The following is a 12,698-nucleotide window of genomic DNA, read 5'->3' as shown; positions in this document are numbered from 1 at the left end:
CATGCCGGGGTCAGATGCGAACAGGCCTGGCACGCTTCAAGAAGGCAAGTGCGACTCGCGCACCATGTCTACGTGAGGGATGCCGGCCTCGAGGAACTCTTCGCTGACCACTTTGAAACCCAGCCGCTCGTAGAACGGTGTGGCATGCACCTGCGCGCTGAGGCGTTGAGGCTTGAGGTCACGGGCCTGCGCTTCTGCGATGACGGCATTGACCAGTGCGTCGCCCACTTTCAGGCCGCGCCAGTCCTTGAGCACCGAGATTCGGCCGATGGTGCCATCGGCGAGCAAGCGTGCGGTGCCGATCGGGTAGTCGCCCTCCAGTGCCAGGAAGTGCAAGGCATCCTGGTCTTCGGAGTCGAATTCCAGTTCGACCGGTATGTGCTGCTCGGCGACGAACACCGCCTCACGGATGCGGCGAATGTCGGCGTTGTCCTTGACCCAATCGGCCAGACGCACCCGAATCTTATTCATCGGCAAAACCCAGGCTACCTTGCTTGACCAACTGCTGGATCAGCATCAATGCATCTTCATCCTGCAGCCACTGGCCGAGGTTCTCGCTGTGCAGGGCGTCGGCAGCGCACACCAGCTTGAGCAGGTCGCGCAGCTTTCCAGGCAGCGGGCAGCTACGGCCGCTGGCAAAGAGCAGCAGGTCGCTGTCGAACTCGGACCAGGCCATGCGGGCGCTCGGGTTGCGGATCAGGATGGCGCCCTGCTGCAAGGCATTGAGCAACTCCTGCTCGGACAACTCCTCGCCAACGATCTGCTCGGGGTAACGCGGCTCGGTCATGAACTGGCCGAACCAGGTCAACAGCAGATCCTTGTCACCCATGTGTTTGTCCAGCAGGGCCTTGAGGCGGTCCAGGGCATCATGCTGGATCTGATGAGGGTCGCTGACTGGCTGTGCATCGGCGTCGCTGTAGCGCTCTTCGTCCGGCAGGAACTGGCCGAGGAAGTCGGTGAAGTGAGTGAGCACTTCGGCGGCGCTCGGTGCGCGGAAACCGACCGAGTAGGTGAGGCAGTCGTCCACGGCAACGCCATAGTGAGCCAGGCGCGGCGGCAGGTAAAGCATGTCGCCAGGCTCCAGGGTCCACTCGTCACTTTGCTCGAAATCGGCCAGGATGCGCAGGTCGCTGTGCTCAAGCAGGGCGCTGTCGCTGTCGCACATCTGCCCGATCTTCCAGTTACGCTGCCCGTGGCCTTGCAGCAGGAACACGTCGTAGTTGTCGAAGTGCGGGCCCACGCTACCGCCTGGGGTAGCGAAGCTGATCATGACGTCGTCAATACGCCAGCTGGGCAGGAAGCGGAAGTTTTCCAGCAACTCTGCCACTTCCGGCACGAACTGGTCGACGGCTTGTACCAGCAACGTCCAGTCTTTTTCCGGCAGCTCGGCAAACGTGTCCTCGTTGAACGGACCGCGGCGCATTTCCCACGGGTGTGCGCCGTGCTCGAGCACGATACGGGACTCGACCTCATCTTCCAGCGCCAGACCAGCCAGCTCGTCCGGATCGATGGGGCTGATGAAATCGGGGAATGCCTGGCGCACCAGCAGCGGCTTTTTCTGCCAGTAGTCGCGCATGAATTCACGGGCTGTAATGCCGCCCAGCAGCTGCAGTGGAGTATCAGGATTCATCTTCAACCTATTGAAAAAACGTAATTTTCAGACGGGAATAAAAACGCCCGGCCAGGCCGGGCGTTGGGCGCAGAGCGCGCGTTAGACGCGTTTGGCCTGCGCAGCCGCGTTACCGATGTAGGTAGCGGGCGTGAGTTGCTTGAGTTCGGCCTTGGCCTCGGCGGGCATGTCCAGCCCATCGATGAAGCTCAGCAGAGCATCCGGGGTGATGCCCTTGCCGCGGGTCAGCTCCTTGAGCTTCTCGTAGGGGTTCTCGATGTTGAATCGACGCATCACGGTCTGGATCGGCTCGGCCAGCACTTCCCAGCAGGCATCCAGATCGGCCGCGATACGGGCGTGATTCACTTCGAGCTTGCCGATGCCTTTGAGGCTGGCTTCATACGCGATGACGCTGTGGGCAACGCCCACGCCCAGGTTGCGCAGCACGGTGGAGTCGGTCAGGTCACGCTGCCAGCGCGAAACCGGCAGCTTGCTGGCCAGGTGCTGGAACAGGGCGTTGGCGATGCCCAGGTTGCCTTCGGAGTTTTCGAAGTCGATGGGGTTGACCTTGTGCGGCATGGTCGAGGAGCCGATTTCGCCGGCAACGGTCTTCTGCTTGAAGTAGCCCAGCGAAATGTAGCCCCACACGTCCCGATCGAAATCGATGAGGATGGTGTTGAAGCGCGCGATGGCGTCGAACAGCTCGGCAATGTAGTCGTGCGGCTCGATCTGAGTCGTGTAGGGGTTGAACTGCAAGCCCAGCTCGTCTTCGATGAAGGCGCGGGCGTTCTGCTCCCAATCGATCTGCGAATAGGCCGACAGGTGGGCGTTGTAGTTGCCCACGGCGCCGTTGATCTTGCCCAGCAGCGGCACGGCAGCGACTTGAGCGACCTGGCGCTCCAGACGGTACACGACGTTGGCCAGCTCCTTGCCGAGGGTAGTCGGGGAGGCAGGCTGACCATGGGTGCGCGAGAGCATCGGCACATCGGCATGGGCGTGGGCCAGGGCGCGAATGGCGTCGGCGATCTGACGCATCAGCGGCAACAGCACCTCGTCACGACCGGCGCGCAGCATCAGGGCGTGGGACAGGTTGTTGATGTCCTCGCTGGTGCAGGCGAAGTGGATGAATTCGCTGACCTTGGCCAGCTCAGGCAGCTGGGCGGCCTGCTCCTTGAGGAGGTATTCGATCGCCTTGACGTCGTGGTTGGTGGTGCGCTCGATTTCTTTGACGCGCTCGGCGTGCTCGAGCTTGAAATCGGTGGCCAGGTTGTCCAGCAGCGCGTTGGCTTCGGCGGAGAACGCCGGCACTTCGCTGATCTGCGGGTGGGCGGCCAGGCGCTGCAACCAGCGCACTTCGACCAGGGCGCGGAAACGGATCAGGCCGAATTCGCTGAAGATGGGGCGCAAGGCCTGGGTTTTGCCGGCGTAACGGCCGTCTACAGGGGAAACCGCAGTGAGCGAAGAAAGCTGCATGGGGTGTTCTCGGACAGTCAGGCTTTTGGAGGGCGCATATCATACATTAAAAATGCGCTGGAGTCGGGGGGCTGACCAAAGGTTGCTTCAATCTGCTCGGTTTGCTGAGTGGGCGCTGCACCGATCCGGTGGCGGAGCAACGCCATTGACTGATCTCTGTCAGCGCGCGTCGGGGCTGCCGTGCAGCCCGTCGGGGCACAAGGCCCCTCCTGCAAGGAACGTGGTCAGCCAGGCGCGTTCGCGTCTGTGCGCCCGAATGTATGAGGCTGGGTTTCAGGGCGCTGTGCGCATCATGTCGTACAGCTCGTTGAGCAATTTGCGTCGGCTGAACACCAGCTGCCAGCGGTGCCCACCGAGCTGGCGCCATAGCCGCGCAGCGCGGATACCGGCCAGCAGCAGGGCGCGGATCTTGGAGGCGTTGTTGGGCTGCTGCAGGAAGCGCATGTCGCCGTGCACCTGGATGCGCTGACGCAAGGTGCTCAAGGTGTCTTGGTACAGCGCGCCGCTCGACGCGATGACGTTCTCGTGCACCAGGCCGAAGTGATCGGCCTGGGACTGGATCTGCGGCAGGCGGTTACCGATGGTCTCGAGCAGGTCGCCGCGCTTGTTCAGCTGCCGTTCCAGGCCCAGCATCGACAAGGCATAACGCAAAGGCTCGCGCTGCAGGCTGCTGGGGTCGCGCTCCAATGCCCCGACCAGCGCGCGGTAACCGTCGCGCAAGTTCAGGTCATCGCCACCGAAGACCTCCAGCGTATCCTTGGGATCACGCACCAGCAGGCTGCCCAGCATGCAGCCGATATCAGCTTCGCTGGCCTGCCCGGTACGGGCGATACGGTCCACCAGCACGGCTGCCTGGAATACGCCGCCCAGCGCGATCAACTGTTCCTGCACGCGGTTCACGAGCGTGGGCTCCACGGCTCGGCTGCTTCGATCACGCCACCGCCCAGGCACACCTCGCCGTCATAGAACACCACCGACTGGCCAGGGGTAACTGCGCGCTGCGGCTCGTCGAAGACGGCCCGATAACCGGTGGCCGTACGGTGCAGGGTGCACTGCTGGTCGTGTTGTCGGTAGCGAACCTTGGCAGTGAGCTGGCGCGGGCTATCGAGGTCGACCGGGTTCACCCAGAAGATTTCGGAGGCCAGCAGGGCGCGGGAGAACAACCAGGGGTGTTCATTGCCCTGGCCGACCACGAGCACATTGCGCGTCAGGTCCTTGTGCAGCACGTACCAAGGCTCGTCCCCAGCATCCTTCAGGCCGCCGATACCCAGGCCCTGGCGCTGGCCGATGGTGTGGTACATGAGGCCATGATGACGACCGATCACTTCACCGTCGGTGGTTTCGATGTCGCCGGGTTGGGCCGGCAGGTATTGCTTGAGGAAGTCGCTGAAACGTCGCTCACCGATAAAGCAGATGCCGGTGGAGTCTTTCTTCTTGGCCGTGGCCAGGCCGTGTTTCTCGGCAATGGCGCGCACCTCGGGTTTTTCCAGCTCGCCCACCGGGAACAAGGTGCGGGCAATTTCCTTGCCGCCCACGGCATGTAGGAAATAGCTCTGGTCCTTGTTCGGGTCCAGGCCTTTGAGCAGCTGGGTCAGTTCGCCGGTGTCGCGGCGGCGAACATAGTGACCGGTGGCGATCAGGTCGGCGCCCAGGGACAGGGCATAGTCCAGGAAGGCCTTGAACTTGATCTCGCGGTTGCAGAGGATGTCGGGGTTCGGGGTGCGGCCGGCCTTGTATTCCTCAAGGAAGTGCTCGAACACGTTGTCCCAGTACTCGGCCGCGAAATTGGCGGTGTGCAGGGTGATGCCGATGCGGTCGCAAACCGCTTGGGCATCTGCCAGGTCTTCACGGGCCGTGCAGTATTCGGTGCCGTCGTCCTCTTCCCAGTTCTTCATGAACAGCCCTTCCACCTGGTAACCCTGCTCCATGAGCAGAAGGGCGGAGACGGAAGAGTCCACGCCGCCGGACATGCCGACGATGACGCGGGTCTTGGCGGGGTCTTTGAGTGCTGGGCTGGTCATGGTTACCGATGTAGATCAAGAGGAAAAACGCCGATACTACCAAACCCGCAGCGGCGCGTCAGTCGCGCAGCAGGTCAAGGCTGTGCAGCGGGCCCTGCAGGTAGTCGTCAAGGCAGCGAGGCACCAGTTCACTGCGCCAGCGCGCCGGATCGGCGAGCAGCTCGTCACGGGTCAGCCACATGGCGCGCTCGATATCGCTGTCCAGGGGGCTGTCGACGCGATGCCGGACAGGGCGGGCGGCAAAGCAGATGCGCTGGTAGGTCACGCCGTTGCTCGGCGCCGTATACAGGTAAATACCCACCAGCCCGGTCAGCTCCACCTCCCAGGCCGTTTCTTCCAGGGTTTCACGCAGCGCCGCCTGGGCCAGGGTTTCATTGGGTTCGAGGTGGCCGGCAGGTTGGTTGAAGACGTGTCGCCCGGCCTTGAACTCTTCGACGAACAGAAACCTGCCGTTGTCTTCGACAACGGTGGCGACGGTGATATGAGGGTGCCAGGTCATGCAGTGCTCCAGGGTGAGCGAGTTGGCCGTTGTGCGGCCCAGAAAGCACGAACCCCGGTGCGTGGCCGGGGTTCGTGGGTTACGTCAAGCGAGCCTTACAGGGCGGCGATGGCGCTGTTCAGGGTCTGGCTTGGGCGCATGACCTTGGCCGTCAGGTCGGCGTCAGGGGCATAGTAGCCACCAATGTCCACTGGCTTGCCTTGAACAGCGTTGAGTTCGGCAACGATTTTTTCTTCGTTGTCGCTCAAAGCCTTGGCCAGAGGGGCAAAGCGAGCTTTCAGGGCTGCATCGTCGTCCTGGGCGGCCAGTGCTTGTGCCCAATACAGGGTCAGGTAGAAATGGCTGCCGCGGTTGTCGATGCCGCCGACCTTGCGCGAAGGCGACTTGTTGGTGTCCAGGAACTTGCCGGTTGCCTGGTCCAGCGTCTGGGCCAGCACCTTGGCGCGTGGGTTCTCGTAGGTGTTGCCCAAGTGCTCCAGGGAAGCGGCCAGGGCCAGGAATTCACCCAGCGAGTCCCAGCGCAGGAAGTTCTCTTCTACCAACTGCTGCACGTGCTTGGGGGCCGAGCCGCCAGCGCCGGTTTCGAACAGGCCACCGCCATTCATCAGCGGCACGATCGACAGCATCTTGGCGCTGGTGCCCAGTTCCATGATCGGGAACAGGTCGGTGAGGTAGTCGCGCAGCACGTTGCCGGTCACCGAGATGGTGTCCTTGCCTTCGCGGATGCGAGCCAGGGAGAACTTGATGGCCTCGACCGGGGACATGATGCGGATATCGAGGCCGGACGTGTCGTGGTCCTTGAGGTAGGTCTGCACCTTCTCGATCATGGCGCTGTCGTGGGCGCGAGCCGGGTCCAGCCAGAACACGGCCGGGGTATCGCTCAGGCGGGCGCGGTTGACGGCCAGCTTGACCCAGTCCTGGATGGGTGCATCCTTGACCTGGCACATGCGGAAGATGTCACCTGCTTCGACCTTCTGTTCCAGCACCAGGTTGCCCTTGGTGTCGACAACGCGCACGACGCCATCGGTCTTGATCTGGAAAGTCTTGTCGTGGGAGCCGTATTCCTCGGCTTTCTGCGCCATCAGGCCAACGTTCGGCACGCTGCCCATGGTGGTCGGGTCGAAGGCGCCATTGGCCTTGCAGTCTTCGATGGTGGCCTGGTAGATGCCAGCGTAGCAGCGGTCCGGGATGATCGCCTTGGCGTCCTGCAGCTCGCCGGCGCTGTTCCACATCTTGCCCGAATCACGAATCATGGCCGGCATCGAGGCATCGACGATCACATCGCTCGGCACGTGCAGGTTGGTGATGCCTTTATCTGAGTTGACCATCGCCAGGGCAGGGCGCTCGGCGTACAAGGCCTGGATGTCCGCTTCGATTTCGGCTTGCTTCTCGGCGGGCAGGTCCTTGATGCGGGCGTACAGGTCGCCGATGCCGTTGTTGGCATTGAAGCCGACTTCGGCCAGGGCGGCCGCGTGCTTGGCTAGTACATCGTTATAGAATTCTTCGACGATGACGCCGAACATGATCGGGTCGGAAACCTTCATCATGGTCGCTTTGAGGTGCACCGACATCAGCACGCCCGATGCCTTGGCGTCGGCAATCTGCTCGGCGACGAAGGCCTTGAGGGCCTTGCGGCTCATGGTGGCGCAGTCGATGATTTCAGCTGCCTTGACGGCGGTTTTCTCTTTCAGGACGGTGGTGGTGCCGTCGGCGCCGACCAGCTCGATGCGCAGGCTGTCGTCAGCCTCGATCAGTGCAGCCTTCTCGCTGCCGTAGAAGTCGCCCTGGCTCATGTGAGCCACGTGCGACTTGGAGTCGGCCGCCCAGGCGCCCATCTTGTGAGGGTGCTTGCGTGCGTAGTTCTTGACCGACAGCGGTGCGCGGCGGTCGGAGTTGCCTTCGCGCAGGACCGGGTTCACGGCCGAACCCTTGATGCGGTCGTAGCGGGCGCGCGATTCCTTTTCCTCGGCGGTGGCCGGTTCGTCGGCGTAGTCCGGGATGTTGAAGCCCTTGCCTTGCAGCTCCTTGATCGCGGCCTTGAGCTGCGGTACCGAGGCGCTGATGTTCGGCAGCTTGATGATGTTGGCTTCAGGGGTGGTGGCCAGTTGGCCCAGTTCCGCCAGGTGATCGCCTACCTGTTTTTCTGCGCCGAGTTGCTCCGGGAAGGCTGCAAGGATACGGCCTGCCAGGGAGATGTCGCGGGTTTCGACGGCAATGTCAGCGCAAGCGGTGAAGGCTTCGATGATCGGCAGCAGCGAGTAGGTGGCGAGGGCCGGAGCTTCGTCGGTGAAGGTATAGATGATCTTGGAACGGGTGGGCATGCGGGCTAACTCTCTGTGTGCTGAGCGTGCTCGAGTCTCGTGGTGCACCGGGTAGGCACACCGCCCTGGCAGCGCCATGGGCGGAAAGTCGAGAGGCTGCGAGCTGTGATGGTGGATGCATCAGTCGAGCGTCAAGTGCCGAGCTGCGGTAACAACCCGGGCTTAGTGGCCTGAGATGGCCTGGGACGGTCCGCATTTTCCTAGGGATCGCCCCGGTGACCCTGCGGTCGCGGGGCAGTATATCAAACCAATCAGCCTAATCATCAAGACTGAGTGATATCGGCCCATTTATAAGACCAAAGACGTAGCGACAATGTGACCGGTTGTCGCATGCGGCAGCCTCGCGGGTCGTGCAGAAGCGGAGGGAAGTCTTGATAACAGAGTTGTAACTTCATGCGTACAGATAGGCCGCACGCTGGTGGTCGACACGCGTGCGATCCTTCAAGGATGGACGTACCGGCGTCACGCACTCACAGTGGCGGCCAGTGTCGAGTCAGGTAGCAGCGCCTGGGCAGCCTCTTGGGTGCGGATATTGACAGCGTGCAGGCCTTTGGGGCCTTGAATGATATCGAAATGAACTGCCTGTCCCGCCTTGAGGGTCTTGTAGCCGTCCATCTGGATAGCGGAAAAGTGGGCGAAGAGGTCTTCGCTCTTGCCATCCTCGACCACGAACCCATACCCTTTGGCGTTGTTGAACCACTTGACTTTACCGTTTGCCATCCCTAGGTCCCTCTGCAAGGACTCCATCACTGGAGTATCATCCACATCATCCGCCAATGAGCCTTCGAAAAAATCGGGCTGGTTGCGCGGATCTTTATTGACCACGGTGTGTTCCTATTGGTTGTAACACCGTTTTGCCGATAGTCAAGGTCATGCAGCGGCCAGGCCGTATCGCTTGCTGCAGGGTCAACCCATAACCTTATCCTGTCGATGTGATGAAATTCTTTCCATGCATGCACACAGCCAGATTCGACTAACATTCAATCAGGATCGCCCTCAATCCAACGAGGACGATGGCGCTGGTCTGGCGGTTCAGGAAGCCAAGCCGATCCTGCAGGCGCCACCTATGTACAAGGTGGTTTTGTTCAACGATGACTACACGCCGATGGATTTCGTCGTCGAAGTGCTCGAAACGTTCTTCAATCTGAACCGCGAGCTGGCGACCAAGATCATGCTGACCGTCCATACCGAGGGGCGGGCAGTATGCGGATTGTTTACCCGCGACATCGCCGAAACGAAGGCCATGCAGGTCAACCAATACGCCAGGGAAAGCCAGCATCCGCTACTCTGTGAAATCGAGAAGGACGGTTAATCGCCGACCACTTGGGTATGAGGTGAAGCTATGTTAAACCGCGAGCTCGAAGTCACCCTCAATCTTGCCTTCAAGGAGGCCCGTTCGAAGCGTCATGAGTTCATGACGGTCGAGCATCTGCTGCTGGCTCTCCTTGACAATGAGGCTGCCGCGACCGTTCTGCGCGCCTGTGGCGCCAATCTCGACAAGCTCAAGCATGATCTGCAAGAGTTCATCGATTCTACGACCCCTTTGATTCCCGTCAGCGACGAAGACCGCGAGACTCAGCCGACCCTGGGCTTCCAGCGTGTGCTGCAGCGTGCCGTGTTCCATGTCCAGAGCTCCGGCAAGCGCGAGGTTACCGGTGCCAATGTGCTGGTGGCGATCTTCAGCGAACAGGAAAGCCAGGCTGTGTTCCTGCTCAAGCAGCAGAGCGTGGCCCGCATCGATGTGGTCAATTACATTGCCCACGGCATCTCCAAGGTGCCCGGCCATGGGCCGCATTCAGACAGTGACCAGGAAATGCCGGACGATGAGGGCGGTGAAACCACCTCTTCGAGCAATCCATTGGACGCCTACGCCAGCAACCTCAACGAGTTGGCCCGCGCCGGGCGTATCGACCCGTTGGTTGGGCGCGAGCAGGAAGTCGAGCGCGTGGCACAGATCCTCGCCCGTCGCCGCAAGAACAATCCCCTGCTGGTAGGTGAGGCCGGCGTGGGTAAAACAGCCATTGCCGAAGGTTTGGCCAAGCGCATCGTCGACGGTCAGGTGCCCGATCTGCTGGCCCAGAGCGTGGTCTATTCACTCGACCTGGGTGCTTTGCTGGCCGGTACCAAATACCGCGGCGACTTCGAGAAGCGCTTCAAGGCGCTGCTCGGTGAACTGCGCAAGCGGCCACAGGCCATCCTGTTCATCGACGAAATCCATACCATCATTGGTGCCGGCGCAGCGTCTGGCGGTGTCATGGACGCCTCCAACCTGCTCAAGCCATTGTTGTCGTCGGGCGAAATCCGCTGCATCGGTTCCACGACGTTCCAGGAATTTCGTGGCATCTTCGAGAAGGACCGGGCGCTGGCGCGGCGCTTCCAGAAGGTCGATGTGAGCGAGCCTTCCGTGGAGGACACCGTCGGTATCCTGCGCGGCCTCAAAGGGCGCTTCGAAAGCCATCACAACATCGAGTACAGCGACGAGGCATTGCGTGCAGCGGCGGAGCTGGCCTCGCGCTACATCAATGACCGGCACATGCCCGACAAGGCCATCGACGTCATCGACGAAGCCGGCGCCTACCAGCGCCTGCAGCCTGAGGCCAATCGCGTTAAGCGAATCGACGTGCCTCAGGTCGAGGACATCGTCGCCAAGATCGCCCGTATTCCACCCAAGCATGTCAGCAGTTCCGACAAGGAGCTGTTGCGTAACCTGGAGCGGGATCTGAAGCTGACCGTGTTCGGTCAGGATGCGGCCATCGACTCGCTGGCGACCGCCATCAAGCTGTCGCGCGCAGGGCTCAAGTCGCCTGACAAGCCTGTCGGTTCGTTCCTGTTCGCCGGCCCGACCGGCGTGGGCAAGACCGAGGCAGCGCGTCAGTTGGCCAAGGCGCTGGGTGTCGAGTTGGTGCGTTTCGACATGTCCGAATACATGGAGCGTCACACCGTGTCGCGCCTGATCGGCGCGCCGCCTGGCTACGTCGGGTTCGACCAGGGCGGTCTGTTGACCGAAGCCATCACCAAGCAGCCGCACTGCGTGTTGCTGCTCGATGAGATCGAGAAGGCCCACCCGGAAGTCTTCAACCTGCTGCTGCAGGTCATGGACCACGGGACCTTGACCGATAACAACGGGCGCAAGGCCGACTTCCGCAACGTGATCCTGATCATGACCACCAACGCGGGCGCTGAAACCGCTGCGCGAGCGTCCATCGGCTTTACCCACCAGGACCATGCGTCCGATGCCATGGAAGTTATCCGCAAGAGCTTCACGCCGGAGTTCCGCAACCGCCTGGATACCATCATCCAGTTCGGCCGTCTGAGCACCGAGACCATCAAGAGTATCGTCGACAAGTTCCTCATCGAACTGCAGGCGCAACTTGAGGACAAGCGTGTGCTTCTGGAGGTCAGCGACGCGGCACGTGGCTGGCTGGCGGTGTCGGGCTACGACGTGCAGATGGGTGCGCGGCCGATGGGTCGACTGATTCAGGACAAGATCAAGCGGCCTCTGGCCGAGGAGATTTTGTTCGGCGAATTGGCCGAGCACGGCGGGGTGGTGCACGTGGACCTGCGCGATGGCGAACTGGTCTTCGACTACGAGACCACTGCCGAAGTGGCGTAAGCCTCGGGGGCCGCAATGCGGCCCCTTCCTGACCCAGGCAGGCACAAAAAAGCCCGGCAGATGCCGGGCTTTTTCATGGCTGGAGCTTAGCGCGCACGGTACGTGATGCGGCCCTTGCTCAGGTCATACGGCGTCAGCTCGACGCGAACCTTGTCGCCAGTGAGAATACGGATGTAGTTCTTGCGCATCTTTCCAGAGATGTGCGCGGTTACGACGTGCCCGTTTTCCAACTCCACGCGGAACATGGTGTTGGGCAGGGTGTCGACGACAGTGCCTTCCATTTCGAAGCTGTCTTCTTTCGACATGCAGTAGAGCCCTCGGATCCAGTGTTGGCCCGACGCATAACCGCACCGGGCAAAAAAGTGGCGTGGATTATGCCCGAAAACTGTGTGTCAAGCCAATGCTTTCAGTTGAGGGCAACCCAACGCTGGTTTATCAACAACTCGATAGGCCGATACTGCGTCTTGTAGTTCATTTTCTTGCAGTTCTTGATCCAGTAGCCAAGATACACGCCGTCCAGATCGAGCCGCAACGCCTCGCCGATCTGCCAGAGGATGGCAAACCTGCCCAGGCTGCGGCGCTCCTCATCAGGCTCGTAGAAGGTGTACACGGCAGACAGGCCATTGGGCAGCAAGTCGCAGACGGCGACTGCCAGCAGTCGCCCGCTGGCGCGAAATTCGTAGAACCAGCAGAACGGCAATTGGCGCACCAGAAACGTGGAGAACTGATCACGGCTGGGTGGATACATGTCTCCATCGGCATGACGTGCCTCGATGTAGCGCCGGTACAGGTCGAAATACTCTTCCTTGAAGGCAGGGCGTGCAGCCGTCACCGTCACATCGGCGTTGCGCTTGAGAATCCGGCGCTGCTGCCGGCTGGGCACAAACCGTGCCGGCGGTATGCGCGCAGGCACGCATGCATTGCAGTTCTGGCAATGAGGGCGATAAAGGTGATCGCCACTGCGGCGAAACCCCATCTCCGACAGGTCGGCGTACACGTTCACGTCCATGGGCTGGCTGGGGTCCAGGAACAACGTGGTGGCCTGCTCGTCGGGGAGGTAACTGCAGGAGTGGGGTTGAGTGGCATAAAACTTCAACCGCGCCAGCTCTGTCATGATCAACCCCTTCGGTGAGACTTTGCCTAAGTGTAAGCCAGGTGTGAA

The 12,698-nt window shown here is 61.4% G+C and carries 12 protein-coding genes; 2 read left to right on the top strand and 10 right to left on the bottom strand.

The features are described 5' to 3' along the window. Nucleotides 1-36 precede the first annotated feature (36 nt). The 8 genes from NMB38_RS13420 to cspD all read right to left on the bottom strand — a co-directional run bounded on the left by NMB38_RS13420 (nt 37) and on the right by cspD (nt 8,643). Nucleotides 37-471 carry a GNAT family N-acetyltransferase gene (locus NMB38_RS13420; RefSeq protein WP_027916195.1) on the bottom strand — a complete coding sequence of 145 codons (435 nt, stop codon included), beginning with the start codon at nt 469-471 and terminating at the stop codon, nt 37-39. After that, on the bottom strand, nt 464-1,630 hold the full coding sequence (locus tag NMB38_RS13415) for a ribosomal protein uL16 3-hydroxylase (RefSeq protein ID WP_049695763.1): 1,167 nt from the start codon (nt 1,628-1,630) through the stop codon (nt 464-466). The genes NMB38_RS13420 and NMB38_RS13415 overlap by 8 nt, the downstream gene beginning before the upstream one ends. Nucleotides 1,631-1,711: 81 nt before the next feature. After that, complete coding sequence (purB, locus tag NMB38_RS13410) at nt 1,712-3,082, bottom strand: adenylosuccinate lyase (protein ID WP_181073767.1); 1,371 nt, start codon at nt 3,080-3,082, stop codon at nt 1,712-1,714. 273 nt (nt 3,083-3,355) lie between these two features. Then, nucleotides 3,356-3,982, bottom strand: a complete 627-nt coding sequence (gene hflD / locus NMB38_RS13405; RefSeq protein ID WP_027916192.1) for a high frequency lysogenization protein HflD — start codon at nt 3,980-3,982, stop codon at nt 3,356-3,358. Further along, on the bottom strand, nt 3,979-5,103 hold the full coding sequence (mnmA, locus tag NMB38_RS13400; protein WP_027916191.1) for a tRNA 2-thiouridine(34) synthase MnmA: 1,125 nt from the start codon (nt 5,101-5,103) through the stop codon (nt 3,979-3,981). Before mnmA ends, hflD begins: the two co-directional genes overlap by 4 nt. Nucleotides 5,104-5,161: 58 nt before the next feature. Then, nucleotides 5,162-5,602, bottom strand: a complete 441-nt coding sequence (locus NMB38_RS13395; protein WP_206405408.1) for an NUDIX hydrolase — start codon at nt 5,600-5,602, stop codon at nt 5,162-5,164. Nucleotides 5,603-5,697: 95 nt separating this feature from the next. Beyond that, the gene (locus tag NMB38_RS13390; protein ID WP_027916189.1) at nt 5,698-7,923 is read right to left on the bottom strand and encodes an NADP-dependent isocitrate dehydrogenase; all 2,226 of its coding nucleotides are present in this window, start codon (nt 7,921-7,923) and stop codon (nt 5,698-5,700) included. Nucleotides 7,924-8,385: 462 nt separating this feature from the next. Beyond that, nucleotides 8,386-8,643 carry a cold shock domain-containing protein CspD gene (cspD, locus tag NMB38_RS13385; RefSeq protein ID WP_242809570.1) on the bottom strand — a complete coding sequence of 86 codons (258 nt, stop codon included), beginning with the start codon at nt 8,641-8,643 and terminating at the stop codon, nt 8,386-8,388. 229 nt (nt 8,644-8,872) lie between these two features. On the opposite strand from cspD, the gene clpS reads away from it, so the two are divergent. Together clpS and clpA are read left to right on the top strand one after the other, a co-directional pair. Next, nucleotides 8,873-9,235: an ATP-dependent Clp protease adapter ClpS gene (gene clpS / locus NMB38_RS13380; RefSeq protein ID WP_023534830.1), complete on the top strand. Its 363-nt coding sequence runs from the start codon at nt 8,873-8,875 to the stop codon at nt 9,233-9,235. A gap of 30 nt (nt 9,236-9,265) precedes the next feature. After that, nucleotides 9,266-11,536: an ATP-dependent Clp protease ATP-binding subunit ClpA gene (gene clpA, locus NMB38_RS13375; RefSeq protein ID WP_023534842.1), complete on the top strand. Its 2,271-nt coding sequence runs from the start codon at nt 9,266-9,268 to the stop codon at nt 11,534-11,536. 86 nt (nt 11,537-11,622) lie between these two features. Here clpA and infA read toward each other — a convergent pair whose 3' ends face one another. Continuing rightward, nucleotides 11,623-11,841: a translation initiation factor IF-1 gene (gene infA, locus NMB38_RS13370; protein WP_002553999.1), complete on the bottom strand. Its 219-nt coding sequence runs from the start codon at nt 11,839-11,841 to the stop codon at nt 11,623-11,625. A 101-nt stretch (nt 11,842-11,942) separates the two neighbouring features. Beyond that, nucleotides 11,943-12,650 carry an arginyltransferase gene (locus NMB38_RS13365; protein ID WP_027916187.1) on the bottom strand — a complete coding sequence of 236 codons (708 nt, stop codon included), beginning with the start codon at nt 12,648-12,650 and terminating at the stop codon, nt 11,943-11,945. Nucleotides 12,651-12,698: the final 48 nt, after the last annotated feature.

The sequence above is a fragment of the Pseudomonas sp. FBCC-B35 genome (genome assembly GCF_059133755.1).
This window is presented reverse-complemented; position numbering and strand designations above follow the sequence as displayed.